Origin of the sequence: Desulfonatronum lacustre DSM 10312 (assembly GCF_000519265.1) — a bacterium.
GTDB classification, from domain to species: Bacteria; Desulfobacterota; Desulfovibrionia; order Desulfovibrionales; family Desulfonatronaceae; genus Desulfonatronum; species Desulfonatronum lacustre.
Genome location: NZ_KI912608.1, coordinates 64,787 through 91,413 on the forward strand (window position 1 = coordinate 64,787; position 26,627 = coordinate 91,413).

Annotated in this window: 22 protein-coding genes; 7 read left to right on the top strand and 15 right to left on the bottom strand. The window is 61.7% G+C overall.

The window, feature by feature from the left end; all coding sequences use genetic code 11:
- Positions 1-17: 17 nt before the first annotated feature.
- Genes epsC through nifU form a run of 3 tightly spaced genes read right to left on the bottom strand, consistent with a single transcriptional unit; the run spans position 18 to position 2,999 of the window.
- Positions 18-956 (bottom strand): serine O-acetyltransferase EpsC, encoded by a 939-nt coding sequence (epsC, locus tag DESLA_RS17835; RefSeq protein ID WP_245589977.1) that lies wholly within the window; start codon positions 954-956, stop codon positions 18-20.
- A 16-nt stretch (positions 957-972) separates the two neighbouring features.
- The gene (nifS, locus tag DESLA_RS0100325; RefSeq protein WP_028570920.1) at positions 973-2,157 is read right to left on the bottom strand and encodes a cysteine desulfurase NifS; all 1,185 of its coding nucleotides are present in this window, start codon (positions 2,155-2,157) and stop codon (positions 973-975) included.
- Positions 2,154-2,999 (bottom strand): Fe-S cluster assembly protein NifU, encoded by an 846-nt coding sequence (gene nifU, locus DESLA_RS0100330; RefSeq protein WP_028570921.1) that lies wholly within the window; start codon positions 2,997-2,999, stop codon positions 2,154-2,156. The genes nifS and nifU overlap by 4 nt, the downstream gene beginning before the upstream one ends.
- A 207-nt stretch (positions 3,000-3,206) precedes the next feature.
- Between nifU and DESLA_RS17840 the strand changes: the two genes are divergently transcribed.
- Both DESLA_RS17840 and DESLA_RS0100340 read left to right on the top strand, forming a co-directional pair.
- On the top strand, positions 3,207-4,235 hold the full coding sequence (locus tag DESLA_RS17840) for a serine protease (RefSeq protein WP_051434242.1): 1,029 nt from the start codon (positions 3,207-3,209) through the stop codon (positions 4,233-4,235).
- A gap of 22 nt (positions 4,236-4,257) precedes the next feature.
- Entirely contained in the window at positions 4,258-4,713 is a 456-nt protein-coding gene (locus DESLA_RS0100340; RefSeq protein WP_156932812.1) for an ATP-binding protein, read from the top strand.
- 43 nt (positions 4,714-4,756) lie between these two features.
- Here DESLA_RS0100340 and DESLA_RS0100345 read toward each other — a convergent pair whose 3' ends face one another.
- Both DESLA_RS0100345 and DESLA_RS0100350 read right to left on the bottom strand, forming a co-directional pair.
- Complete coding sequence (locus DESLA_RS0100345; protein ID WP_028570923.1) at positions 4,757-6,370, bottom strand: Na/Pi cotransporter family protein; 1,614 nt, start codon at positions 6,368-6,370, stop codon at positions 4,757-4,759.
- Between the two features lie 25 nt (positions 6,371-6,395).
- Positions 6,396-7,082 carry a GOLPH3/VPS74 family protein gene (locus DESLA_RS0100350; RefSeq protein ID WP_028570924.1) on the bottom strand — a complete coding sequence of 229 codons (687 nt, stop codon included), beginning with the start codon at positions 7,080-7,082 and terminating at the stop codon, positions 6,396-6,398.
- Between the two features lie 246 nt (positions 7,083-7,328).
- On the opposite strand from DESLA_RS0100350, the gene DESLA_RS0100355 reads away from it, so the two are divergent.
- The 4 genes from DESLA_RS0100355 (at position 7,329) to DESLA_RS17845 (ending at position 11,695) form a co-directional block, all read left to right on the top strand.
- The gene (locus DESLA_RS0100355) at positions 7,329-8,699 is read left to right on the top strand and encodes a sodium:solute symporter family protein (RefSeq protein WP_028570925.1); all 1,371 of its coding nucleotides are present in this window, start codon (positions 7,329-7,331) and stop codon (positions 8,697-8,699) included.
- Between the two features lie 35 nt (positions 8,700-8,734).
- Entirely contained in the window at positions 8,735-9,379 is a 645-nt protein-coding gene (locus DESLA_RS0100360) for a YkgJ family cysteine cluster protein (RefSeq protein WP_028570926.1), read from the top strand.
- A gap of 73 nt (positions 9,380-9,452) precedes the next feature.
- The gene (locus tag DESLA_RS0100365) at positions 9,453-10,565 is read left to right on the top strand and encodes a mechanosensitive ion channel family protein (protein ID WP_211239008.1); all 1,113 of its coding nucleotides are present in this window, start codon (positions 9,453-9,455) and stop codon (positions 10,563-10,565) included.
- On the top strand, positions 10,562-11,695 hold the full coding sequence (locus DESLA_RS17845; RefSeq protein ID WP_051434243.1) for a hypothetical protein: 1,134 nt from the start codon (positions 10,562-10,564) through the stop codon (positions 11,693-11,695). The genes DESLA_RS0100365 and DESLA_RS17845 overlap by 4 nt, the downstream gene beginning before the upstream one ends.
- Here DESLA_RS17845 and DESLA_RS0100375 read toward each other — a convergent pair.
- Positions 11,658-14,873 carry a DEAD/DEAH box helicase gene (locus tag DESLA_RS0100375; RefSeq protein WP_028570928.1) on the bottom strand — a complete coding sequence of 1,072 codons (3,216 nt, stop codon included), beginning with the start codon at positions 14,871-14,873 and terminating at the stop codon, positions 11,658-11,660. The two genes, DESLA_RS17845 and DESLA_RS0100375, sit on opposite strands and share 38 nt — an antisense overlap.
- 264 nt (positions 14,874-15,137) lie before the next feature.
- Here DESLA_RS0100375 and DESLA_RS0100380 point away from each other — a divergent pair, with 264 nt between their 5' ends.
- Positions 15,138-17,285 carry a RelA/SpoT family protein gene (locus tag DESLA_RS0100380; RefSeq protein ID WP_028570929.1) on the top strand — a complete coding sequence of 716 codons (2,148 nt, stop codon included), beginning with the start codon at positions 15,138-15,140 and terminating at the stop codon, positions 17,283-17,285.
- 14 nt (positions 17,286-17,299) lie between these two features.
- On the opposite strand, the gene DESLA_RS0100385 is transcribed toward DESLA_RS0100380, so the two are convergent.
- From DESLA_RS0100385 to DESLA_RS0100425, 9 genes are all read right to left on the bottom strand, one after another.
- Positions 17,300-20,875, bottom strand: coding sequence for an ATP-binding protein (locus DESLA_RS0100385; protein ID WP_028570930.1), 3,576 nt, complete (start codon positions 20,873-20,875; stop codon positions 17,300-17,302).
- On the bottom strand, positions 20,865-22,151 hold the full coding sequence (locus DESLA_RS0100390) for a metallophosphoesterase family protein (RefSeq protein WP_028570931.1): 1,287 nt from the start codon (positions 22,149-22,151) through the stop codon (positions 20,865-20,867). The genes DESLA_RS0100385 and DESLA_RS0100390 overlap by 11 nt, the downstream gene beginning before the upstream one ends.
- A 10-nt stretch (positions 22,152-22,161) precedes the next feature.
- Positions 22,162-22,404 carry a DUF2442 domain-containing protein gene (locus DESLA_RS0100395; RefSeq protein WP_028570932.1) on the bottom strand — a complete coding sequence of 81 codons (243 nt, stop codon included), beginning with the start codon at positions 22,402-22,404 and terminating at the stop codon, positions 22,162-22,164.
- Positions 22,405-22,412: 8 nt separating this feature from the next.
- A complete protein-coding gene (locus DESLA_RS0100400; protein ID WP_028570933.1) occupies positions 22,413-22,673 on the bottom strand; it encodes a DUF4160 domain-containing protein in 261 nt (86 codons plus the stop codon).
- Positions 22,674-22,701: 28 nt separating this feature from the next.
- Positions 22,702-23,313 (bottom strand): electron transport complex subunit RsxE, encoded by a 612-nt coding sequence (rsxE, locus tag DESLA_RS0100405; RefSeq protein WP_028570934.1) that lies wholly within the window; start codon positions 23,311-23,313, stop codon positions 22,702-22,704.
- Positions 23,314-23,316: 3 nt separating this feature from the next.
- Positions 23,317-24,015 (bottom strand): FMN-binding protein, encoded by a 699-nt coding sequence (locus DESLA_RS21335; RefSeq protein ID WP_051434244.1) that lies wholly within the window; start codon positions 24,013-24,015, stop codon positions 23,317-23,319.
- Positions 24,012-25,079, bottom strand: coding sequence for an RnfABCDGE type electron transport complex subunit D (locus DESLA_RS0100415; protein WP_051434245.1), 1,068 nt, complete (start codon positions 25,077-25,079; stop codon positions 24,012-24,014). Before DESLA_RS0100415 ends, DESLA_RS21335 begins: the two co-directional genes overlap by 4 nt.
- A gap of 98 nt (positions 25,080-25,177) precedes the next feature.
- Positions 25,178-25,867: a DUF554 domain-containing protein gene (locus tag DESLA_RS0100420; RefSeq protein ID WP_028570936.1), complete on the bottom strand. Its 690-nt coding sequence runs from the start codon at positions 25,865-25,867 to the stop codon at positions 25,178-25,180.
- Between the two features lie 81 nt (positions 25,868-25,948).
- A complete protein-coding gene (locus tag DESLA_RS0100425; protein WP_028570937.1) occupies positions 25,949-26,533 on the bottom strand; it encodes a flavin reductase family protein in 585 nt (194 codons plus the stop codon).
- Positions 26,534-26,627: the final 94 nt, after the last annotated feature.

Consider the following 26,627-nt stretch of genomic DNA (forward strand, 5'->3'; position numbering starts at 1 on the left):
TTCTCCATGTATCCTGTTCAAATCCCATCGCCACCGCTGAACAGCTGCGAGCTGGGGCGTTGTTGGATCAGGCGGGAGCCTGGAGGGACGCTTTCGGTGACCCAGACGTTGCCGCCGATGACCGAGCCCTTGCCGATGGTCACTCGGCCCAGGATGGTCGCGCCGGAGTAGATGATCACGTCGTCCTCCAGGACCGGATGCCGGGGCAGGCCCTTGATGATCTGGCCGTTGGCGTCCTTGGGGAAGCTTTTCGCGCCCAGGGTCACGCCCTGGTAGAGCCGGACGTTGTCGCCGATGATGCTGGTTTCGCCGATCACCGTGCCCGTGCCGTGGTCGATGAAGAAGTGGTTGCCGATTTCCGCGCCGGGATGGATGTCGATGCCGGTCTTGGAATGGGCCATTTCGCAGATGATCCGGGGGATCATATCCACGCCCAGATGATAAAGTTCGTGGGCGATGCGGTAGTGGGTCAGGGCCAGGATGCTGGGATAGCTGAAGATGATCTCTCCAGGCGTTTTGGCCGCCGGGTCCCCGGCCAGGGCGGCCTGAACATCCGTGGCCAGGAGGCCGCGAATCTTGGGCAAGGTGGTGATGAACTTGGTGGCCAGATCCACGGCCAGGTCCTGGCAGTCCCCGCAGTCCTCCTCCTCGTTGATCCGGCACAGGAAACAGTACCCGCGCCGGATTTGTTCCGTGACCAGTCGGTAGACCCGGTCCAGCCCGGCCCCGATGTGGTAGCTCAGGGACTCCGGGGTGACCTCGGAGTCGCCGTAGTAGCCGGGAAAGAGGACGGCCCGCAGTCGCTCCACGATTTCCGTGATCGCCGGAACCGAAGGCATGGGCTGGTCGTGGACCGGAGCGCGGCAGACGTCCTTGCAAGAGTCGGGTGCGCAGAGTCGGCTGACCACGTCCCTGAGCGGGGCGATGTTCAATTCCATCATCTCTGGGGTGTTCATGATATGTCTCGGAGGATCAGCAGGCGCAGCCCGCCGCGGTCTCGTCGTTGCCGGTGAAGGGAGACATGGCCCGCAGCCTGGACACGATGCCGGGCAGTTCGCGCAGGACCAGATCGATTTCCTCGTCCGTGGTGTACCGGCTCAGGCTGAAGCGGATGGAGCCGTGGGCAAAGGTGAAGGGCACGCCCATGGCCCGGAGCACGTGGGAGGGCTCCAGACTGCCGGAGGTGCAGGCCGAACCGGAACTGGCGCAGATGCCGTGCTGGTCCAGCATCAGCAGAATGGATTCGCCCTCAATGTACTTGAAGGCCAGGCTGGTGGTGTTGGGCAGGCGGCTTTCCGGGTCTCCGTTGCGGCGCACGTCCGGCACCGTGTCCATGATCCCCTGCTCCAGGCGGTCGCGCAGGGCCTTGACCCGTGAGTTTTCTTCGTCAATCCCGGCTGCGGCCATTTCCATGGCCTTGCCCAGGGCCACGATTCCGGCCACGTTCTCGGTTCCGGCCCGCCGCCCTTTTTCCTGGTGCCCGCCGAGCATGAAGGGCCGAAACGGCACGCCCCGGCGGACGAACAGCGCGCCCATGCCCTTGGGGCCGTGCACCTTGTGGGCGGAGAGGGCCAGGAAGTCCACGGCCAGCTTCTGCAGGTCGATGGGCAGCTTGCCCACGGTCTGAACCGCGTCGGTGTGTAGGAGGATGCCCCGGCTCTTGACGATTTCGGCGATCCGCTCCAGAGGGAAGATCACGCCATTTTCATTGTTGGCGTGCATGATGGAGACCAGGGCCGTGTCCGGGCGCAGGCTGTCCTCCAACTCCTGCACGTCCAGCCTCCCCAGTTCGTCCACCTTCAGATGGGTGACCTCGTACCCGGCGATTTCCAGGTGGCTGGCCACGTTCAGGACCGCGGGATGCTCCACCCGGGTGGTCACAACGTGCCGCTTTTCCGGTTGGGAGCGGACAGCGGAAAAGATGGCCGTGTTGTCGCTTTCCGTGCCGCAGGAGGTGAAGATGATCTCTTCCGGGGAGCAGCCCAGCCCCTGGGCCGTGCGTTCCCGTGCCTCACTGATGAATTTGCCAACGTTGCCGCCAAAGCCGTGCATGCTGGAGGCGTTGCCGTAGGCCTCCCGCAAAAAGGGCAGCATGGCCTCCAGAACTTCCGGGGCGACCCTTGTCGTGGCGTTGTTGTCCAGGTAGATCACGGTCATGAGCGCACCTCCTCCACGATGATGTCCGGGTCCACGGCATCGCGCAACCGGCGTTGGACCAGTTCCTTGATGGTCAACTGGCTGGAGGGACAGCCCGAACAGGCCCCGCGCATGGAGACCAGGACCTTGGCACCTTCGATGTCCAGAAGCTCGATGTCCCCGCGGTCCTTTTTCAGGCTGGGCCGGATTTCCTCGTCAATGACCTTGGTCACCAGCTGCATCCGTTGGAGGTTGGTCAACTTGCGCTTGGGCGCGGCGGGCTTGGGTTTGGCCGGCTCCGTGCCCCGGGTTTCGGCCAGGATGCGCTCCAGGTCCAGGACGCATTCGCCGCACCCTCCGCCGGCCTTGGTGTAGTCGGTGATTTCCTCCACCGTGGTCAGATCGTTTTCGGTGATGGCCCGGCGGATCTGGACGTCCGTGACGCCGAAGCACTTGCAGACGATTTCGCCCTCGGGTTTGACCAGGGGCTCCAACTCGCCGCGAAAGCGCTTCAGGGCCGACTCCAGGGCTTCCTGGCCCATCACGGAACAGTGCATCTTTTCCCTGGGCAGGCCGCCCAGTTCCATGGCGATCTCTTTATTGGTGATGGCCGCGGCCTCGTCCACGGTTTTGCCCTTGAGCAGCTCCGTGAGCACGGAACTGGAGGCGATGGCGCTGGCGCAGCCGAAGGTCTGAAACGTAGCGTCGGTGATCCGTCCCGTGTCGTCGATTTTCAGAAACAGCTTCAGCGCGTCGCCGCAGGCCAGACTGCCCACCTCGCCCACCACCGTGGGGTCGTCCATCGGGCCGGCGTTTCGGGGGTTGAGAAAGTGGTCGCGCACTTTGTCGGTATAATCCCACATGGCTGGAACTCCTGGAAAGACTGTTCGTGTTTGCTGTACACCATGAACCTATGCTTTTTGGACGTTGTGTTCAATAGGCTTGTCATGGTCCTTTGATCCGGCTATATTTAGATATTCCGGGATGTAACATGCTGTTATTTTAAATTGTGAAAAAGTCTGAGTAAATCAATCGGCAATGAAGAAGTCGGTCAACCAAAGGGAGTGGTCATGAACAAGCGTTTCGTGATGGGCGTGGTGCTGGGTTTGCTGGGAGTCGCGATGCTCGTTTGCGGGCCGGTTTGGGCTGGTCAGGACGAACGTGATTCCGCCGTCGAAAAAATTCTTGGCGGTCGGGCCACGGACATCAGGAATTGGCCCTGGGTCGTGGGCGTGCTGCATGCCGGAGTGGACGACGAGTTCCGGGCCCAGTTTTGCGGCGGTACGCTGATTTCCGATCAGTGGGTGCTTACTGCGGCGCACTGCGTGGCGGACCAGAGCGGGGCGGTGAAATACAACCCCGGCGACCTGCACGTGCTCAGCGGCCGAACGGACTTGCGCGGTCAAGGAGGGGACCGGATCCCCATCGCGCGGATCGCCGTGCATCCGCGATACAACGGCAACACGAATGAATCCGACCTGGCCTTGCTCCAACTGGCCAGGGTGCCCGCGGATGGAACCATTTGGGGCGCTTTGCCGCTGATTCCACCCGGAGACCCGGCGGGTCTGACCAATCCCGGCGCTTCGGCCTGGGTTGCGGGCTGGGGAGCTTTAGGGCCGAGAGGCGGCTTTCCTTCGGTGCTCCAGGAAGCACAGCTGCCCATTGTCAGTCAAACCGCCCTGATTCTGGCCTATCCGCCGCCGCTGTTCTCTATCACCGACAACATGATCGGCGCCGGTCCCGGTGACGGTTCGAAGGACACCTGTCAGGGGGACTCCGGAGGGCCGATGATTGTCCGCAATGAGACGGGCAACGCCTACTTGGCCGGGGTGACCAGTTGGGGATTGCAGTGCGGAACCTCGGGGATCTACGGCGTCTATGTCCGGATGGCCAACTACTGCGGCTGGGTCAAGGGCGTTTCCGGTGTGGGCGATTGCGCCGGGGACGACGGAGGCGGCGGTGGATGCACCGTTGCGCCGGGCCGGGGCCTTGGCGGAGAGTGGCTGATCCTGGCGGCTTTTTTCGTGGTCTGGACGGTTGGGCGACGCTTCAGGGAAACTCGCCCCATGTCCCTCAAATCGAGGGCGAACTCGCGTTAGTCGCATTGCGAAGAGGTTGGAAATGCAGGAAGTGGTTCGTGTGACGGTGATCCCACGACGAGAGATGGTCGTGGTGGTCAATGCCGGTTTGGAAGCGCTATGTCGGTTGCGGAAGACTCCGCAAGAGGACGCCAAGCGTTTGCAACTGGCCGTGGAGGAGGTCTTTCTCTATGCCCTGAGCACCATCAAGACCTCCAAACACAACGCGGACATCTCCGCCCGCTTCCGGGTTCATGATGATGGATTTCAGGTGGTGATCGAGTATCCGGGGATACGTGGTCCGCTGGACCACTATCTCCGGGCCGATCACCTGCATCTGTTGCAGGTCAAGACATTCGAGGCGTTGGGGTTGTGCATCGCGCGCAAGCTGATGGACTCCCTCGAGGCCCGCTACTGGCCCCAGGAAGGCATCAATAGTTATGTTCTGTCCTTGAACGCGCCAGCCGGTAAGGGAGATACCGCACCCACCGAGTCCTGACGCTGACCCTCCTTCCTCTCTTTTCCCTTCCCAAACGCGGCGGTCACGTCTTTGAGCCCGCAGCCAGCCGTTTCTGAGCCAGCTGAAGCGCGGCGATGCGGCCCAGGGTCCAGACCATGCGCTCGTACAATCCGGTCAGTTCCAGAAACGCCGTCCGATCCCGGATGTCCATGTTCTGCTCGCCGCTCAGGTAGACGTTGCGGATGGACTGGAACACGTCCCCTTTGTCCTGGGTCAGCAAGACCAATTGCTCGGCGTCCGTTGCTTCGTCGGAGGATTCCGCTTCGCAGACGGTGTGCAGAAGAAAGTCGAGGCCCTGGAGGAAGGTGCCCTGGAAGGTCGAGCGCAGGTTTCCGGTCCACTCCCGGCAGCACAGGGAAAACTGGAGGAGCAGGCCCTCGAAGGCTTCCAGTTGTTTCTGCTTGTTTTGCAGGACCAGCAGCAGTTCGAGGCCGTTATGGGACAAGGGGCGGCTGACCAGCTCGCTGCTTTGAGCGTCGATCTCCTTGGATACGGCCAGAAAGGAAGCGTGCAGGGCCTCCAGGACTTTGCCGCGGTCGTCCCGGATCTGATCCAGGAGGATGGCTGAATATTGCGGCAGGCGGCAGGTCAGGCGGGCTTGCTCCCTGGCAAGGAGCCCGAGGTGCAGTTCCGGAGCGTCCGTGAGGTCGTCGCGCAAAAAGCGGGTTCGAGACCATTCCTCTTCCCTCGTGGCCGGCCAGACGCGCTCGATGCTCCGGGCAAAGGGCGTCAGGAGCAGGGACAGGACCACGGCCCCGCCCCAGTTAAAGAGCAGATAGACAAGGGCCGCCTGCTGTTCCAAGGGCAGGGCCAGACTGTTCACCAGGGCCCGGACCAGCGGGATGCCTGCCAGATTTTCCAGATAGAACAGCGTGACGAAGACCACTCCGGCGAAGAAGTTGAACAGGACCTGGGACATGATCAGTTGTTTGGGGGTCCCGCGGATGGCCGTGGCCAGCAGCCAGCTTATGGCCCCGGAGCCCACGTTGGTGCCGTAGATGATCATCATGGTCTGCTCCATGGAGAACAGCCCGACCTGGGTCATGGCAATGGCCAGGATGGATACCGCGGTGGAGGACTGGCAGAGCGCCGTGAGCAGGACTCCGGCCAGAAAGGCGAGCAGGTAGGAGGAATGGCCGGCCATAAGCACGCTCTCGAACCAGGGCATTTGCGCCAGGGGCTCGGCCCCGGCCCGGAGCATGATCAGTCCGTAGAAGAGCATGGCCCCGCCGAACAGGGCCTGGGACAGGGCCTCAAGGCGGCGCGGGCGCTTGAAGGCGAAACTGATCCCGGCTAGGCCCAGGAGCAGCAACACCACGATCTTGATGTCCAGCACGGCCAGCAGGATCATGATCCCGATCCCGGCATTGGCCCAGAAAATGACCAACATGCCCAGTCGGACCTGAATCATTCCGGCCCCGGCCAGGCTGCCGGCAATGAAGGACAGGGCGGACATGGACTGGGTCAGGAATCCGGCCACGAACCCCACAAGTCCGGCCCGGCCCGGCGTTCCCACCCACTTCGCGAAATGCAGCCGGAACCGGCGTCCGGCCATCTGCTTCAAGGCCGTACTGAGCAGATGCAGGCCGACGAAAAAGACGCCGATGCCCCCGATGAGGTTTCCGATCCCTTCCATTGTCGGCCTCGTGGTCAGATAGGGTTTAGTAGAACCCGACTCCCCGAATATTGTGCGCGGTCATGGCCATCATGATTTCCCGGATGGCCCGGTCCACTTCCCGGCCGATCAGGTCCAACTGGGCCAGCTTGGTCAGCCGGGGCATGACCTGGGGGAGTTCCTGGTCCGAAAACAGGGTCTCGACCATGCCGCAGGAGTGGACGAGTCCGACGAGCACCGCGTCGCGGTACTCCGGGATGTCTCCGCCAAAAAGCAGGTCCCGCAATCGGGCCCGGACTTCCTTGACCTCGCGGTCGTCCAGCAGCGGGTAGCGGCGTTGCGGAAAGACCCAGAGAACTTTGCGGTCCTCGATCTTGAGCACGCCTTTTTCCACCAGGCCTTGGACGACGCGGTCGCGCAGGTTGTCGATCTTCCAGGCGATCTCATTCAGCCAGAAGGCGGCGGGCTGGTCGGCTTCTCCGGTTTGGATGCGTTGGAGAACGTCGTCCAGCAAGGGGTCTCCGGTGGTATCGGGCGTGGAATTGGGTGTGGGATCCGGGGCCACCACGAACAGGGCGTGCAAGTCCGTGTCGATGCGGTTCATCACGGCCAACTCCATCAACAACGCCCCGGCCAGGGCGGTGCGCAGGGCCTGTTCCGGTACGGAAGAGAGAAAGGAACCTTTCTTGTCGTCCAGGCTCAGCAGCAGGATTTCTTCGGCGAATGTCAGCATGAGAGAGGTCTCCTTGCACAAAAGTGGAAAACGCGCGCCAGGGGCTCGAAGCGGGTCGGCGCGGCGTACTTGAGGTGCTTCCGTACAGTCACAAGGGCTTTCAGCGCAAGTCCTTTTTGTAAGTCGACCAAAAGCTCTGGGAACGGATCGGGGCAAGATCTCACTTGGGGAGATTTGCGCTACGGCGTCTCCATGGGTAAGAAACCCGACCGGTATCCACACTTTTCATAAGAAGGGCAACACAACATGACCAACGCCATCATTTTTACGTATTTATTCGGGGTTCTGCTCATCGGAGTCCTGGCCGGGCGGGGCATTTCGAACCTTTCCCAGTATGCCGTGGCCGGAAAATCCTTCGGCTCGATGGTGATTTTCGCCACCTTGTCCGCCTCGTTTATCGGCGGCGGGTTTTCCATGGGCAACGCGGAGAAGGTGTTTTTGTTCGGCGTCGTGAACATCGTGGCCCTGTGGGGCTTCAGCCTGAAGGAAATCCTGGTGGCCGCCTTCATCGCCCCGCGGATGGGCCGCTATCCGGACGCCATTTCCGTGGGCGACATCATGGAGGTCCATTACGGCAAGGCGGCCAAGGTGTTTTCCGGGCTGTTCGGCTTCATTCTCTGCGCCGGAATCCTGGGGGCCCAGATCGGGGCCATTGGCTACGTGACCAATCTTTTTCTGGGCATTGAGCGGATCTGGGGCATTTTGCTGGGCTGCGGCATCGTGATCACCTACGCCACCGTGGGCGGGATGCGGGCCGTGGTCTGGACGGACATCGTCCAGTTCGTGATCCTGGCCGTAGGGCTGCCCCTGACCCTGTATTTCGGCGTGCAGTATGCCGGCGGGTGGGGCCTGGTCCTGGACAGCGTGCCCGCAAACCACCTGACCCTGCCCGCCGAGCCCCTGGCGCTGGTGGCCCTGGCGTCGCTCTTCCTGACCTTTGTGTTCGGCGAAACCCTGGTTCCGCCGTATCTGCAACGGCTGCTCATCGGCCGAAGCACCCAGGACGTGGCCAAGGGCACTTTGTACAGCGGGTTGTTTTCCATTCCGTTCTTCGCGGTCACCGGGCTGATCGGCCTCGTGGCCCTGGTTCTTGATCCCACGATCAACCCGAATCTGGCCTTGCCCTTCGTCATTCAGCAGGCCCTTTCCCCGCTGTTGCAGGGGATCGTCATCGCCGCGGTGATCGCCATCATCATGTCCTCGGCGGACTCCTTCCTCAACGCCGCGGCCATCTGCTGCATCAACGACGTCATCAAACCCCTGCGCAAGATCCCCATCCCGGAGAATCGCGAAGTCGCCCTGGCCCGGGCCCTCACCTTGATCGTGGGGATTCTGGCCGTGATTTTCGCCGTGTCCATTGAAAGCGTTCTGGACATCCTGATCTACTCCTACAACTTCTGGGCCCCGATCATTCTCGTGCCCCTGGTCATGGCCGTGACCGGGCGAAAGGTCAGCCAAACCCGCTTTCTGAGCGGCGCCGCAGGCGGCATCCTGGCCTTGCTGATCTGGAACTACGCTCTGGGCGCTCCCTGGGGCATCCATGGCCTGGTGGTGGGCGTGCTGGCCAACCTGACGGTTTTCGTCCTGGTGGATCGGAACGGACGGGAAGGGGTATGAGGCAGCAATTGAAACCAAAAACTGGAGAGTAAGTAATGGACGTGCAAACCGTTTATCCCGAGAAGCGGCTCAGCTTTCCCGAAGCTGAAGCCAAGCTGACCTGGTTGACCCTGCTTTTGGACGCCTATTCCATCGTGGATCAAGGCGTGGACCTGGAGCTTGCCGGACAGGCCAAGGCCGAGGGCCGTAAATTGGCCTGCCGCAAGGGCTGCGCCAACTGTTGCCGGATTCATGCCGCGGTCCCGGTCTATCCATTGGAAATGGCCGGCATGGCCTGGTACTGTACCGAGGAAACGACGAGCGAGACCCGGGAGACCCTGGTCAGGCAGTTGGAGGATTTTCAGGAAGGAGGCCCGTGTCCGTTTCTGGTCGCCGATGCCTGCGCCGTCCACGCCCTGCGTCCCATGGCCTGCCGACAGTTCAACGTGTTCGATACGCCCTGCGCCGAGGACGAGGACCCGTTCTACAATCGCCGCCAGGACGTGCTCACCCCTTCGGAAGCCTTCAAGAACAAGGCGTTCTGGGTAACGCTGCCGTTTTACGGCATTGTGGACGAAAAGGACAAGGAAATCGCGATCAAGGAAAACCACATCCATCGCCAGGTCCGGGTGCTTCAGCAGTGCAACTGGAAGGAGCTGGCCAAGAAAATGCGCTGGTTCGATGAGCAGCGGCGGGGATAGATGAACCGCCCGACGGGAGCGGGTGGTTCTCTTTCATCAAGTGTAGACAGGTTTGAACCATCCCGGAGAAAGCATGCAGGAATTTCACGAACTGATGAATGATTTTTTGGAGATCGATTGGTGGGGGTTGGGAACGTCCGTGACCGTGGTCGTGGTGGCCCTGGCGTTCGGTTTGATGCTGCACGCGGTGCTGTTTCACGTCTTGCTCCGGGCCGCGCCGGATCAGTCGGATCAGTCAGGCCAGTCGGGCCAGCCGGACAGGGTGCTGGCCCTGATTCCCCGGCACATGGCCGCGCCCTCCCGACTGCTTTTCCCGCTGCTGATCCTAACGGTGGTCGCGCCGACCCTGGTCATGTCCGAGGAACTGCTGGAGACCTTTCGGCACTTCCTGAGCATGGCCTTTATCATGGCCGTGGCCTGGTCCCTGATCCGTTTCACGGCCTTGCTTCAGGACTTGGTGCTACGCCGGTTTCAGATCAACATCCGGGACAACCTGAAAGCCCGCAAGATGCACACGCAGCTGGGGATTTTGCGGCGGATTTTGATTTTCGTCATTTCCGTGATCGCCGTCTCCTCCATGCTGATGACCCTGGAAAACGTCCGCCAGATCGGGGTCAGCCTGCTGGCCTCGGCCGGGGTGATCGGCATCATCGCCGGTTTCGCGGCCCAGCGCAGCATAGCCACCCTGTTCGCCGGAATCCAGGTGGCCCTGACCCAACCCATCAGGCTGGACGACGTGGTCATCGTGGAAGGGGAATGGGGGCGAATCGAGGAGATCACCCTGACCTACGTGGTGATTCGGATCTGGGATCAGCGCCGGTTGATTGTGCCCATCACCTATTTCATGGAGCGGCCCTTCCAGAACTGGACACGGGTTTCAGCGGACATCCTGGGCACGGTGTTCCTGTATGTGGATTACACCGTGCCGGTGCAGGAGGTGCGCCGGGAGCTGCAACGGATTCTGGAGGACAGTCCGGGCTGGGACGGACGGGTGGCCGGACTGCAGGTCACCGACGCCAAGGAGCGCACCGTGGAACTGCGCGCCCTGATGAGCGCCGAGGACGCCGGCGTGGCCTGGGACCTGCGCTGCCATGTCCGGGAGAAACTGCTGGAGTTCATCCAGCGCGAATATCCTCAGGCCTTGCCGAAGGTCCGGGCTGAAGTCGAAACAGAGGGCAAAGCATGAACTTTTTTGACGTGCCGGGAATCACCTGCCTCGTGGCCTCACCCGGAGGCGATCTGTCCGTGACCCCGGCAGCGATGAACATCGTTCTGGATGGATGCGACCAGGGCACGACCTACGGCGACTATTTCGCGGCCATCACCCGGATGCTTGCCCGCGACGACAGGGCGGTACCACGGTTGTTGGCCGGGAGCCTGGATCGCCCGACCCCGCCGGACGAGATGGTGATCCGCGCGGAAAAGCATGGCGCGTTGTACCACCCCGCGAGTCTGGAGCTGGTTTGGCCCCAAGGGGCAGAGGGCAAGGCCGGGGACGGCTTCAGGGCCAGGTTCGCGGTGCTGACCGCGATGTCCCCGCGAGGACGAGACGCCCTACGCCGGGAAGCCCTGGTTCTGGAAAGCCTGCAACGGACTCCTGGCGGGGCGTTCCTGCCCCGGCCCCTGGCCTTCCGGGATGACGAGGCGGTGACCTTTCTCACTGTTCCCTGGTTTGCGGGGTTTCACGAGTTTCATGTCGCCGGGGACGGTGGTTTTTCGCTCTGGGATCATGACCAGGGAATCCGGCGGCTGGGTGCCGAGCAGGCCCGTGAGGTGTTTTTCCAGGCCGGTCGGATTCTAACCCTGTGTCTCGACCCGGCCACCGGAGCCTGCGTCCACCCATGGAGCCATGCCGCCGGCGATTTCATCGTCCGCTGGGATGATGACGGCGTGCAGGTCCGGCTGACCACGGCCAGGAGCCATGATCCGTTGATCGAGACGGAAAATTCGCTTTCGGCTTTGCTGGCCTTTGTCCTGGATCTGGCCCTGCGAATGCGCCTGGACCGGGTGGAGGGCGTCGGGGAGTGGGCCTGGCTGGATCAGGAACTGATGCAGGCCGCGCTCTGCGGGTTTTATGCCGCGGTGGGAGATCGTGGAACGGACGCAGGGGCCTTGCGCGGCTTGGCCGATCTGCTGCCGTCGTTTTCCGCCGAGGAACTCTGGGAAGGACACGAGCCGCTGCTGGGCCTGTTCTCCCGCGCCGAACTGGAAATTATTCTGCCCCGGCTGGAGGCGCATTGCCGTGAGCTGGCAACGGCAATGCGTTTCGCCGACACATCTACACGTCCAGCAGCATCTCCAGATCATTGCGGGTGATGTTCTTCCAGACGTCCTGGCCGGGGATGATGGATTCGGCCACGTTGCGTTTCTGGTCCTGCAGTTTGAGGATCTTTTCCTCCACCGTGTTTTCGCAGATCATCTTGTAGGCAAAGACCTGCTTGGTCTGGCCGATGCGGTGGGTGCGGTCGATGGCCTGGCTTTCCACGGCCGGGTTCCACCACGGGTCGTAGTGGATGACGTAGTCCGCGGAGGTCAGGTTCAGGCCCGTGCCGCCGGCCTTGAGGGAGATCAGGAACAGGCGGATGGATTCGTCGTTGTTGAACTTATCCACCTGCTCGAAGCGGTCCTTGCTGGAGCCGTCCAGATAGGTGAAGGGGATGTCCGTGGTTTGCAGCCAGCCGCGAATGATGTGCAGCATTTGTACGAACTGGGAAAAGACCAGTACCTTGTGTCCGTCCTCCACGATGCCCGTGGTCAGATCCTTGAAGGCTTCGAACTTGCCGGAGCTGATGTTCGTGCTCACTCCGGGCATGTCCAGGCGCAGCAGCCGCGGGTGGCAGCATATCTGGCGCAGTTTGAGCAGGGCGTCCAGGATGGACATCTGGCTCTTGGCCATGCCCTGTTCGTCGATGTTTTTGAGCACCTGGTCCTTGAGCTTCCTGGCCACGGCCGAGTACAGTTCCATCTGTTCGTCTTCCAGGGCGCAGTAGTAGACGTTCTCCACCTTGGGCGGCAGATCCTTGGCCACGTCGGCCTTCTTGCGGCGCAGGATGAAGGGTTTGACCCGCATCCTGAGCTGTTCCAGGGACTCCTCGTCCCCGTCCTTGATCGGTCGGACGAATCCGCTGTGAAAGGCGTGCTGGGACCCAAGAAATCCGGGCATCAGGAATTCGAACAGGGACCACAGTTCCAGCAGGTTGTTCTCAATGGGCGTGCCGGAGAGACAGAGCCGGAACCGGGCGTTGAGCCGGCGCACGGACCGGGCGGTGATGGTGTTCGGGTTTTTGATGTTTTGGGCTTCATCCAGGATGACGCTGTTGAATTCGTGCTTCATCAACTCGTCCATGTCCCGGCGCAGCAGGGCGTAGGTGGTGATGACCAGGTCGGCTTCCGGGATCTGTTTGAACAAGGGTTCCCGGTTGATGCCGTAGATCAGCAGCCGTCGCAGATTAGGCAGGAACTTCTGGGCCTCCCGGTCCCAGTTGGGCAGCACCGAGGTGGGCACGACGATCAGGTTCGGGCCGTCGTGCTTATTGGAGATCATGTGCTGGATGAAGGCCAGGGTCTGCACGGTCTTGCCCAGCCCCATCTCGTCGGCCAGGATTCCGCCGAAGCCGTACTTGCGCAGAAAGTTCAGGTAGCTCAGTCCCTGGAGCTGGTAAGGCCGCAAGTCGGCCTGAAGTTCCTTGGGGGCCTCGATTTGTTCCACGGATTCGAAATCGTGGATCTTCAGCCGCAGATCCTGCCAGAAATCGTCCGTAGAGGCCCCAGGGATATCTTCCAGGATTTTGTCCAGGACCGGGGCCTCGAACTGCTTGAACTTGCGCTTGAGCGGCTTGTCCGGATCAATGCCCAGGGTTTCCAGGCGATGACCCAGGCTTTTCAGCCAGGACTCGGGCAGGCGGGTGTAGGAGCCGTCCTTGAGCTGAACATAGCGTTTGCCCTGGGTCCAGGCCTTCCAGATCTTCTCGATGGGCACCCGTTCGCCGTCGTAATCCACGGAGATGTCCAGGTTGAACCACTTGTCCTCGGCCTTGTCGTCCTGGGTTTCCAGAATGGCGACCACCTCCGGATCGGCCAGCCGGACCTTGTAGCGGTTCAGGCTCTGCTCTCCGAACATCCGGTATTCCTGCACCATTCCGGGATAGGCGTCCAGGAGAAAGGTGATGGCCTCTTCCGGCTCCAGAAACCAGATATCCGGACTGCGGGCTTGGAAATTCATGGAGGTCAGCTTGCTGATCAGCGCGGCTTCCTTTTCCTGGTCCCGACGCATGAGGTAGGCCTTGCCTCCGTGTTGGTAGCTTCCGGTCTGCAAGTCCGGGTTCGGGGCGTCCAGGGTGATTTCGCCGTGCTCCGTCATGTAGGTGTTCTGGATTTGTAAGGTCAGGAAGCTGCCCTCTTCGTCCAGGAAAAGCTTCGGGTCGTGGGTGGCCGGGACGAAGATCGGCTGCATCCGTTCCAAAAAGTCTTCCTGCCCGATGAGGTCCGAGGAAGGGATTTTGGTCCAGACCCGGTCCAGGAATTCGGCGATATCCCCATGCGGGACGATGGGCTGCTGTTCCACGAGATCCTGGACCAGTTGCGGGTCCAGGCCGGTCTGGACGGGCAAAAACTGCTGCCGCCAGCAGACCCAGAGGGGAAACTGACCGTAAAAGTAGAGCTCCTGCCCAGTGATGGAGAACGGGATTTTTCCTTCCCGGCCCAGCAGGAGGTCGAAGTTCAGGCCGTCCTCGGAAAGTTGGGGCCGGACTTGCAGGCGCAGGGTCTTGCTTTCCACGCGCACCGGCTGGTCCGTGTCCTCCCAGCGCAGGTAGTATTCGTTTTTAATCCCCCAGAGAAACCAGGTCAGCAGGCCTTGGGGAATGTCGACCCGATGGCCGAAGTATTCCAGATGCTGTCCGATGCGTTCCGCGATCTGGGGCAGTTCCGGGGAAAGTTCGGCCCATTCCGGGTTGCGGACCAACTGCTCCAGAGTGACCGGGACCGTGACCTGGGAGATGCCGGACTTGTTTTGTCTGGCCCGGAAAAAGGCCACCTGCAAGCGTTTGGGTTCCGGATAGAAGCGCATGATGAAGTACTGCTTGCCCGGTTCCGGCTCCACATCCATGGCGAAAAACTGGCGAAACGTCTTGCGCCACTCGGTCCGGGGCTTGGGCATGTCCTCTTGATTGTCGCTTTGCAAAGAGGCTACAAGATGCAGGGCCGTGGCGGCTACATGCCGGCAAACGCCGGAGAACGAGTCCGGGCAGTTGCAGAAAAAACTGGCGTTGGGATCCTTGAGGTTGATGCCCAGTTCCGCGTTGTAGACCTGGAAGTCGTCCGTCTGAAACTGGCCGGAGACGTCCCAGTGGTCGTCGAATTTTTTCAAGGAGACCTTATAGTCTCCTTCCGCCGCGATCAGCGCTTGCGCGCCGGAGGCGATGTATTCCGGAACGTTTTCCTGGATAAACCGTTTCGCGGCCGAGAGCACTTCGGCTTCTTCACCTTTAACCATGTGTGATCCAAGCTCCTTCTTCGTGGTCGTACTTGTATAATAATCGATATCAACGTCGTTTGCGCGGCGATCTGATCAGGGTTGGTCCATTTAATCAAAATGAGGGAATGTCGCAAGGGCGGCGAAAGAATTGCCTCCCATCCATGGGAATACGGCGTCGCGACGCTGAATGAGCGGAAGGCCGCTCGGTTATTTTAACGAACCATCCAGTTGGAACGATTCAGCGTGACATGCTGTTTCGTTTTCCGTAACAGGCAAGCCATAATGATCCGTATTCACGAAATTCTGGACAAAGTCTCCGGATACATGTCTCCGGAAGACATGAACCTGATTCAAAAAGCCTATGTCTTTTCCGCCGCGGCCCATGCCGGGCAGACCCGGCTTTCCGGTGAGCCGTATCTTTTCCATCCCCTGGAAGTGGCTAATTCCCTGGCCGAAATGAAGCTGGACAAGGCGTCCATCGCCGCGGGTCTGCTCCATGACACGGTGGAGGACACCAAGGTCACCATCAAGGAGGTCGCCGCGGAATTCGGCAACGACGTCGCCAAGATCGTCGCCGGCACTACCAAGATCAGCAAGATGAGCTTTCACTCCAAGGAGGAGGCCCAGGCCGAGAATATTCGCAAGATGATCCTGGCCATGGCCGACGACATCCGGGTGCTGATGGTCAAGCTGGCGGACCGTCTGCACAACATGCGCACCCTGGAGTTTCAGAAAAACATCAAGCAGCGCCTGATCGCCAAAGAGACGTTGGACATTTACGCCCCTCTGGCCAATCGACTCGGGCTGTATCGGGTCAAGGTCCAGTTGGAGGATTTGAGTCTGCGCTATCTGAAGCCGGACATATACCAACAAATAGCCAGCGGCGTCCAGCAGCATCAAAGCGTCGGTCAGGAGTACATCGGCAAGGTCATCTCCATGATCGACGAATTGCTCGCGGCCAACAAGATTTCCGGGCGGGTCAGGGGGCGGATCAAGCACATCTACAGCATCTATCATAAAATGCTGCAACAGGGACTGAACCTGGACCAGGTTTACGACCTGATCGCGTTTCGGACCATCGTCGGCTCCATCAAGGACTGCTACGCCGTGCTGGGGCTGGTCCACTCCTTGTGGAAGCCCGTGCCCGGACGGTTCAAAGACTACATCTCCATGCCCAAGAAGAACATGTACCAGAGCCTGCACACCACGGTGTTCGGGCCGGATGGAGAGCGCATCGAGATCCAGATCCGCACCGAGGACATGAATCGGCTGGCCGAGTACGGGGTAGCGGCGCATTGGCAGTATAAGGAGGGGGGAAAAGGCAAGGACAAGGACGCGGATCGTTTTTCCTGGCTGCGTCAAATCCTGGACTGGCAGCAGGATCTGGAAAATCCGCGTGAGTTCATGGCCTCCTTGCGTATCGACCTGTTCCAGGACGAGGTCTACGTGTTCACGCCCCGGGGTGATGTCAAGGAGCTTCCGGAAGGCGCGACACCGGTGGATTTCGCCTATCTGGTGCATACCGAAGTCGGCAATCACTGTACCGGGGCCCGGGTCAACGGGCGGCTGGTCCCGCTCTCCACTCCGCTGCACAACGGCGATACCGTGGAGATCATTACCGATCCCGGACGCCATCCCAGCAAGGATTGGTTGAAATTCGTCAAGACCGCCAAGGCCAAGGCCCGGATCAAGCATTGGGTGCGCACCGAGGAGCGGGACCGGAGCATCGCCTTTGCCCGCGAGGTTCTGGAGAAGGAAGGCCGCAAGGTCGGCGTGAACATGGCCAAGGCCATGAAGGACGGTCGGTTCGACAAGGTCATGGAGGAACTGTCCTTCAAGACCCCGGAAGACCTGCTGACGGCGGTGGGCTATGCCCGGATCACGCCCAGACAGGTGCTCAACCGGATGCTGCCCGCGGAGCAGAAAACGACCGAAGCGCTGGAGGAACGTCCCGCCTCGCGGGCGGAATCCGCCAAGTCGACCAAGTCCAAGGGGATCAGCATCAAGGGCGTGGACGACATCCTGGTCCAGTTCGCCAAGTGCTGCAACCCGTTGCCCGGCGATCCCATCGTGGGTTTCATCAGTCGGGGACGGGGCGCCATCGTACATACGATGGACTGTCCCAACGTGGGGCTCCTGGAGCCGGAGCGGATGCTGGACGTGTATTGGGAAGGGGACCAGAGCAAACCCTTCCCGGCCAAGATCCGGATCATCTGCAAGAACGTCCCCGGCGTCCTGGGCGAGATCAGCACCCTTATGGCCGGAGAGGGCGTGAACATTGATTCCGGCTCCTTCCATTCCAGGCCGGACGGCAAGACGGAGATGCTGTTCCAGGTCGAAGTGCGCGACTCTGCCCAGCTTTACGGCGTCATCGAGACGATCAGCAAGCTGGATTCCGTGGTCGAGGTGGTTCGTCTCACGGAAAAATGAGCCCGCTCATACGCTCATCCTTCCAGCTGATGGACGGCCACCCGCTCTTGGGGCAGGCTTTGTTTGGCGATGTCCACCAAATGTCCGTGATGCGTGAAGAAGATCACCTGGGTGGACGCGGCGATGTCGTGCAGGAGTTTGAGGGTGGCGGCGCAGCGGTGGTCGTCGAAGTTGACCAGGATGTCGTCGGCGATCAGGGGCAGGGGCGGATTGGTTTGCAGGTAGCGGGTCAGGGCGCCCAGGCGCAGGGCCAGGAAGAGTTGGTCCCGCGTGCCTTCGCTGAGTTGGATCATTTCCAGTAACTGCGCATCGTCCGCCGCGGAGCCGCGGGCGGCCTTGACCACCGGCTCCCCCTTTTCGTCGTAGTCGGCCAGGAGGCCGCTGAAGGATCCCAGGGTCATGTCCCGGAAAAAGCGGGCCGCGGCTTCCAGCACCGGCCCCTGGTTGGCCTCCCGGTAGCGCTCGATTTCCGTGGACAGCACCCGTGAGGCCAGACGCAGTCGGACGTACTCCTGAACGTCGCCTTGGAGCCGGGCCTTTACGTAACACATCTGCTGATGCACGTCCGCGGCCTGAGAGGAGCCGTCCAGTCCGCGCAACTCGGCGTTGACCCGACCGATCTCGGCCATGCACGCATCCCGCCGGGCGCCCAACTCCTCTTTGCGGGTTCGGATGCCTTCCAGTTCCGCGCTCAGTTCGTCGAATCGGTGCTCCCGGGCCGCTGCGATGAATTCGTCCAGGGAATCGCCTCCGGCCAATTCCGACAACCGCTCCTCGATTTTTCGCTCCTCGTCGATCATCCGGGCCTTGATTCGAGAGGCGCTTTCCCGGGCTTGCAGGTCCTGGGGCGAAGCGATGCCGGCCTCGGCGCAGAGCGCGTCGAGTTCACGTTCGCTCTCCTGGATGGTCCTGGCGGCGTCGTGCAGCTCCTGCTCCAGGCGACGTTCCTCGTCCCGCAGGGCCTTTTGACGGTGGGCCTGATCCAGCTCTTGTTCCAGCCGTGCATGCAGCTGACCGATGATTTCCAGGGCTGACGGCTGATCGTCGTCGGGCGAAGCCGTGGCGAAACTCTCGTCGCCGACGCGTTCCGACAAGGGCGAGAGGGGCGCGACATGGCGCAGAGCCAGGACCTGTCCCGCGAACAGGCGGTGGTCGTCGTGGATGTTTTGGATGCGTTGGCGGATGTCCGCGAGTCGGATTTGGGCCTGGGCGATTTCTTCCAGGGTCAGGGTCAGGGCCGTTGCCGCTTCCGGGTCGATCCCCTCCGGCAGGCCGGCGGCGCGAATTGTCTTCGTCCATTGCGCGGTCCACGCCTCCATGGCCAGGACCGCCTTTTCCCGAAGGCGGGCCGCCGTATCCAGGGAGCGATTCAGCTCCTGGAGGCGATCCTCCATCTCAGCGCGTTCTGTGATCTGTTTTTGCAGGTTTTTCAGCGTGTTTCGGGCTCTGGCCAGGACGGCGGCATAGTCCGTTTCGGCCGAAGTCTGATGGCCGAGGTGTTGGAGAGCGTGGACCAGTCCAGCGGTCACGGAGTTCATTTCCGCTTCCATGGCCGCATGGGCGGCCCGGCGTTCCCCAAGTTCCTCAAGCTGCCGGCGCAAACCGAGGACCTTGATCGACCAGGCCTGCATCTCCCGGGGGGAGAGAGGGGCGATGTTCAGAGGGCGCCACAGCTCGCCCCACTGTTCCTGAAGATGCACCCAGTCTTTTTGGAAATCTTCCAGCCGTTCAGCATTGACGCGCAGTTCCTCGTCCAAGCGAGCGGTTTCTCGGCGGAGTTCCATGGCCTGAGCCACGCCGGAGGCGTTGGCGTACAGTTTGTCCGCCAAGTCGTCGGCCATGTCCATGGCGGTTTCAAAACCTTGGGCCAGCGAGGCCGCCGAAGGAACTTGGTCGATGAACGCGGCTTCCCGGTCCGGGTCAACGTCGCCCTGAAGCCAGGCGTTTTGGATCAGTTCCCAGCCAAAATCACGCGTTGTCCTGGCCTGGGTCAGGGCCGCGGGGTCCGGCAGCTCTCCGTGCAGCTCCAGACGCTCCAGTGCGGAGGTCTTTTCCCGGCGGGCCTTTTCCAGGCGGGAGCGGTCCTGTTGAAAAGTTTCGATCCGTTCACGCAGGGACTGGAATTGGTCCGCGAAGCGCTCCAAGGTTTCCGGCATGGGCAGGGCCAAATGTTCCAGATCGGTCAAAGGGCCTTGCCACGGTCCCAGGGACTTCGCTTCCTGGTCCACGCGGCGGGCCAGCTTTTCGACCTCGGACCAGGCTTCGCGCAGACGTTTGGTCGGGTTGCCCACTTCCGCGGCCCGATCCAGGGCCGCTTCCAGGGCCAAAAGGTCGGGTCGAGGCGGCAGGTTTTCCAGCCGCTGCCGCAGATCGGCCGCCGCGGCCTGGGCGTCCTGCTCACCCCGGGCCGTGGAGGCCATGTCCGCCCGCAGGGCCCCGTGTTCCCGGCTCAGAGCATCCATCCGAACCTTCAGTTGTCTGGAAATCGGGGCCGTCCGCTCCCCAGTCGTTGCCTCCGGCCCCAGGGAGTGAATTTTTTCCTGGGTCTGGGCGTGCAGGACGGCTTGGTCGGCTTCCAGTTGACGGGCCTCTTTCAAGGCTTTGCGCAGGGCCGTGGTTTCGCCGTACAGTCGCCGTACGTCCTCGGCCGCGCCCAGCAGTTCCCGGTTGACGTTCCGTTCTCCCAATTCTCGTCGCGCTTGCTGGAGACGAAAGTCCAGGGCGTCCCGGTCATGGCGGGCCTTGGTCAGGGTTTGCTGGACCCGGGTTCGGCGCTCGGTGAAGTCCTCGGCCAGTAAAGGCACGTCCGCGATCTCTCCCAGACGGCGGATCAGGGCTTCACGGGGATCAATATGGCGCAGGGCCTCCCGGTACCGTTCCAGGCGAGCCTTGGTCGTGTCCAGGCCAAAGAGTTCGGCTTGCAGTTCCCGTTGCTCGGCCTGGAGCTTTTTGAACTCGCTCTGGAGTTTTTTCCACTGCGACGGACGAACGGAGAGTTCCCGGAGGCGTTTGGTCAAAGCGGACAGTTCCCCGACCTGCTGGTGAATGGCGGAGGTCGGGGCGCGGGGCCGAAACAGCTTGTCCCGGCGGGCCTCCAATTCGGCCAGGATTCCTCGCAGGTCGGCGATTCCCGAGGCCGCGGCGAACAGGGCCTGGCCCAGGTTGCCCTCGGCCCGCAGCAGACCTTCGGCGCCGAGGCGCAGTTTATCCTGATCCAGCCCGAACATCCGGCCGAACATGTCCTGGGAGACCCCGCCCAGCAGCCGGGTTAGCCGGGCCTGGTCCACCGCCTGCCCTGTGGCGTCCAGCAGGTCGTTCTTGCGGCGCTTGAAGCGTGTCAGGTCCAGAATTTCGCCGTTGTCCAGCCGCAGGGTCGCGCCCACGCACAGGTTTTTGTTCGGATGCAGATGCGCGTCCGGACTCTGATGCGGAAAACCGAACAGCAGGCAGGTGATGGCCCGCAGGATGGTGCTCTTGCCCGCCTCGTTGGGACCATGGACCAGGTGCAGTCGGTGCTCCGGCCCGTCGAAGCGCAGTTCCTTGTCCGTGAACCCGCCAAAAGCCTTCAGTTTCAAGATTTCAATGCGCATGAGGAATATCCGCTCGGGATGGGGAGGCGGAAATCGTCGTGAGCAAGGGCAGGAGCAGATCCCGGGCATCCCGGATCAGGGCCGCGCGGACCCGAGGGTCGTCCATATCCGGCGGCTCCACGCCCGTGGTGACGAGTTTGGCCGTCAGATCGCGCAGATCGGCTTTGAAGTCGTCCAGCCCGGCGGGGTCCTCTTCCAGGTCTTTCAAGGCTTGAAGCAGGGCGGCTTGAGGGGTGTCGCCCTCGGCGATGTCCTCGATGTTCACGTCCGGAGTCGTGTCCAGAATCACCTTTTCAACCCAGACTCCGCGGCGGGAGACGTCGGTGGCGGTCAGTCGGATCTGGGCGACGAGCCGGTCCGGGTCGCGCACGGCCTGGGCGTGCAGCGGGGTTTGGCCGTAAAGGCGCAACCGGATGGCGGTCAGGCGGTCGTCCGGTCCGGCCGTGAGCGCGTCGCGCAGCCCGCTGGTCACGGCCAGGCGGAGGTCGTCCAGGTCGCGGGCCCCGGTCAGGTCCAGGTCCAGAAGCATCCAGCGCAGCACGTCCAGGATCACTCGTTCGGTCCGGACCGAGCCGTCCGGATGGACGTCCACCCGGACGCAGCCTTTGGCCCCGGCTTCCCGAATGTGCCGACCCTGGATACAGCCGCTGTAGACCACGTGCGGATCGCGGTGGACGATTTCGTGGTCGTGGACGTGGCCCAGAGCCCAATACTGGTAGCCTTTGGCCGTCAGGTCGGTCAGGGAGCAGGGAGCGTACCTGGCATGCCCGGCTCGTCCGGTCATGGCCGTGTGCAAGAGTCCGATATTGAACAGGTCGGGCAAGGGGGCGGGGTAGGTCGCGGCCAGGTTGTCCAGGATTTCCCGCCCGGCGTAGGAGCGGCCGTGCACGGCCACGGGGAGGTCCGGAGAGCGCCAGGTGTCGGCTTTGGTCGAGGACAGAACGTGGACGTTTTCGGGCAGGCGCAAGGAAGCCGTCATGGGGTTGTCCGCGTCGTGGTTGCCCCGGATCATGACCACCTGAATGCCGTGCCCGCCCAGTCGGGACATCTGCTCGGCGAAATGGAGCAGGGTCTGGTAGTCCGGGCAATCGGCGTCGTACACGTCTCCGGCCAGGACGATCAAGGGAACGGCGTTGTCCACGGCGTAGTCCACCAGGTTGGCCAGGGCCTGACGGGTCGCTCCCCGGATTTCGTCCACGGGCGCGCCTTCATATCTGGACAATCCGTGCAACGGGCTGTCCAGATGGATGTCGGCGACGTGGAGGAAGGAAAACATGCTGGAAGGGCTATCGGTGAAGCTGCGCGTACAGCGTCTCCGGAGCGATGTCCGCCCCGTTGGGCCAGGCGATTGAGCCTCCCTCAATCCTGGCTCGTTGAAACAAAATCTGGTCTTTGAGCGGTTCGAAGATCGGCCCTTTGTCGAGGTAGCCGGAAAAGTCGATTTCTCCGGCAACTCCGTCGTCAAAGACGATGTGATAGGTGTAACGTCCTTTGTAGGTGATCTGGGTTACGTCATTCATGTTCCACATGTCGGACCTCATCGCAACGGTTCGATAGCGTTCAGTCGTTGATTGGCCTGTGCCAGATTCCAATTTTCTTCAAGGGACTGGGTGTTCAGGTCGATCCAGTCCCGGACCAGTCTGGTGGCCGTGCGGGATTGCAGATCGCCCTTGATGACGTTGCCGTAGAAGTCGAAGATCGCCTTGTTTCCCGAGTACTCCGTATGGATATGAGGAGGGGCGTGATCTTCGAAGAACATTCGAATGATGATGCCGAAAAAGCGGGATATCTCTGGCATGAAGAGTCCGTCGGGGAATGTCCGTTGGTTACCCCTTGACGCCGGGATCCGTCTTGGCTCTGGCCCACCAGGTAAGCAGGCCCAGGGTGAAAAAGGCGCCAGGGGGCATGATCATGATGGTCCAGGAGTGCCACCAGAGGTCCCTGGCCGGGAGTGGAAAGCCGAGGATGGTTCCGAAGCCGAAGGGTTCGCGGATCAGGGCGATAGCGATGAGCACGAAGGAGTAGCCCAGGCCGGTGGCCAGGCCGTCCAGGAGCGAGGGCCAGGGGCGGTTCTGGCTGGCAAAGGCCTCGGCCCGGCCCATGATGATGCAGTTGGTGATGATCAGGCCCACGTAGGGGCCGATGAAGCGGTGAATGTCCGGGGCCCCGGCCCGGATCATGATGTCCACCATCATCACGAAGCTGGCGATGATCAGCACCTGGACCATCATCCGGATGCGCTTGGGAATGTAGTTGCGCAGGATGGAGACGGTCAGGTTGGACATGGCGGTGGTGAAGATCACCCCGGCGCACATCAGCAGGGTGTTGGTCAGCAGGTTGGTCACGGCCAGGGCCGAGCAGATGCCCAGGACCTGGCGATAGACCGGATTTTCGGACCAGATGCCTTTCTCGAAAATGGTTTTGGATGTCTCGGCCATGGCTTAGCCCTCGGGGTCGGCGGCGTGGGAAGCGTCCTGGTAGGCCTGCCGAAACCGGTGCAGGTCGTTGTTCAGCATGTCCATCAGCGCCTGGGAAGTCCCCGTGGCGCCGGTGATGGCGTCAACACGGTTGGGAGCGTCGGGATCCAGGGCCTGGCCGATGATCACCCGACGGTCCCGGGGGCGGTCCCAGGCAATGCTCAGGCCCTGAAATTGTTCGAGAAACCAGTCCTCCTCAATCCGTCCTCCCAGTCCAGGCGTTTCCGCGTGCTGGAGAAAACGGATGTTGCGCACGGTGGTCAGGTCCGGGCTGAGCACGATAATGCCGCGAATCAGGTCCCAGACGCCCTGGCCCTGGAAGATGAAGCCCACGTCCGCGTCGTGGTCGTCCGCCTGGTCGCCCGCTTGGTCGCCCGCTTGGTCTCCGGTGTCCGTGATCCGTTCGAAAACCGTCCAGGTGCGTTGATCCGCGGGCAGGGTCTTTTCCCGGATATGTTCCTGTACAGCGGCGGCATAGGCTTCCGCGTCCCGTCCCTCGACGTTCAGGTCAAAGGCCTGGGCGATGGTCCGGTTGCGGTGGAGCTGTTCATTGCGGGCCAGCATGTCCTTGGTGCCGTGATGGACCAGGGATACTCCGGCACCGAAAAAGACGCTGATGGCCAACATGAAACCAAGCACATAGGGGAGGGAGTCCTTTTTCATGCCTTTCCCCCTCCTGACGCGACTTTCGGCTTGGGAGCGGGCGTCGTGAAGCGCTTGATCCACAGGTCCAGGGAAGGAGCGATCATGTTCCCCAGAAGGATGGAAAAGGCCACGGCCCCGTAAAATATGCCGTAGGAGCGGAAAAAGACGATCATCATCCCGATGAACAGGCCGTAGATCCACTGCGACTTGGGCAGCTTCGGGGCGCTGACCGGCTCGGTGACCATGAAGACGGCGGCAAAGAGCAGGGCCCCGGAGAACAGTGTGAAATGCAGGGGCGGGACAGTTTCCACGCCGAGCCCGTAGCGGAGGAAAAGGCACAACGCGCTCGCGCCAAGGATCGGCGGGATCATCAACCGCCACTGGGCCGTCTTGGTGTACAGCAGGTAGGCCGCGCCGAGCAAAATGGCCGCGGCGCTGACCTCGCCCATGGAGCCGGCCCCCAGGAGCAGGGTCTGCTCCCCGGCCTCGAAGAATCCGCCGATGGCGCCGGTGAACAGATCCAGGAAACCGACCTCGTAATCAAAACTCTTGCTTGCGACCATGGGCGTGGCCGAGGTCATGGCGTCCACGACATCTTGTCCGCTTTGGCGCAGATATTCCGGCAACTCTTCCGTCGCGGTCATGCTCCAGTGGATGAACCCGCCGGGAAAGTCCCGGAACACGGGAACGAATTGGTTGGTCATCTGCAGGGGGAAGCTCAGCCAGACAAAGGCCCGGCCGACAATGGCCGGATTGAAGACGTTCTTGCCGAACCCGCCGAACAACTCCTTGCCGAACAGGATGCCCACGACAATGCCCACGGCCGTGATCCAGAAGGGAATGCTCGGGGGCAGGGACAAGGCGTACAGCGCCCCGGTGACGAAACAGGCCTGGGTGACCTTGCCGCCCCGGCGCGAAGCCATGAACCATTCGGTGAGAAAGGCGAAAAGCATGGAAACGGCCAACACGGCCAACACGCGCAGACCGAAAAAATAGGTCGCGGTCACGATCACGGGCAAGAGCGCGTAGAGCACTTTGACCATGATTTTTTGTTTCTGGATATCAGGGAGTTTGATGGGCATTGGAGTAGCGGTTGGGGATCAGGGAAGGCGTCCGGGTTGGAAGGAATATCCGGAATGGCGCATCATCACATGTTGCTTCCCATTGAGGGGTTTGCCTATCAAATCCACCCGGAAAAGAAAACCGTGAACAGCACGGCGAAGACCAGGGAGGGGAGCATGTTGGTGACGTTGATGGTCTTCAGTTCCAGCAGGTTGATGCCGATGCCCATGATCAGCAGGCCGCCGGTGGAGGTGAGCTGGGCGATGATCGGCTCGGTGAACAGGCCTTGGGCCTGCCCGGCCAGAAGGGTGATGGAGCCCTGGTAGAGTAGGATGGACAGAAAGGAGAACAGGACGCCGATGCCGTAGGTGGAGGCCAGGGGGATGCAGATGAAGCCGTCCAGGATGGATTTGGTCAGCAGGATGGTCCGGTCGCCGCGGATGCCTTCGTCGATGGAGCCGAGAATGGCCATGGACCCGATGCAGAAGAGCAGGGAGGCGGTGACGAAGCCGTCCGTGAACCGGGCGTCCTTGGAGCCGAGGCGGCGTTTCAGGGCGTTGCCCGCCGCGGTCAGGCGATCGTCCAGGCGGATGAGCTGGCCACAGAGCGCGCCGCAGAGCATGGAAAAGACCAGGATCAGGATATTGGTGAAGCTCAAAGCCATGTGCAGGCCGATGACCAGCACGCAGAGCCCGATGGAATGATAGACCAGGGTCCGATAGCGGTCCGAAAATCGGCCGCCGAGCATCAGGCCGAGCAGGCTGCCGAGGATGATGGCCCCGGCATTGATCAGGGTTCCGATGGGCATGGCCGCGTTGTCTACCGCGAAGGGCCGCGGAAAACAATCGGGAACTCTCCCGGATCACGCGAGGGTCGCTCCGGGTGAAAGCTATTTGTCGTCGGATTGTTCAACGTTCTGGCCGATGGAGAATGCCGGTCCGAGATACTCGCCGAGCCCATGATAGGTGCGGATTACCGGGCCGAAGGCCACGGGGCGGAGCTTGTCCAGGTCCGGCAGACCGTCCGGGCCGAGGATCGCTTCGTCGGCCTTGATGTCCAGAATTTCACCGATAAACATGGTGTGCAGCCCCAGTTTCACGGTCTGGAGCAGCCGACACTCGGCCGCCAGGGCGAATTCCTGGATGTACGGCGCGTCTACCAGGGTGCTTTTGACCGGGGTCAGGCCGGTGGCGGCGAACTTGTCCGCGGTTTTGCCCGAAGCGATGCCGCAGTAGTCGGCGAGCATGACGTCCTGTTCCGTGGAGACGTTAACAGTGAAGGCCTTGCGGGCGGTGATGCAACCGTAGGTATAGGTGACCTTGCGCAACGAGATGGTCAGGCACGGCGGCTTGGAGCAGCAGACGCCCCCCCAGGCGATGGTCATGATGTTTGGTTTGTCCTGCTGATCATAGGACCCGACAACCCACACCGGGGTCGGGAAAACAAGGGGCTTTGCTCCGAGTGACTGCTTCATGGGGACCTCCAGGAAACGAATGTTGGCGAACGTTTCAGATAGCATGCTTACGTGCGTGATCGCACTTGATTAACGCATTCCGGCTGATCTGGAA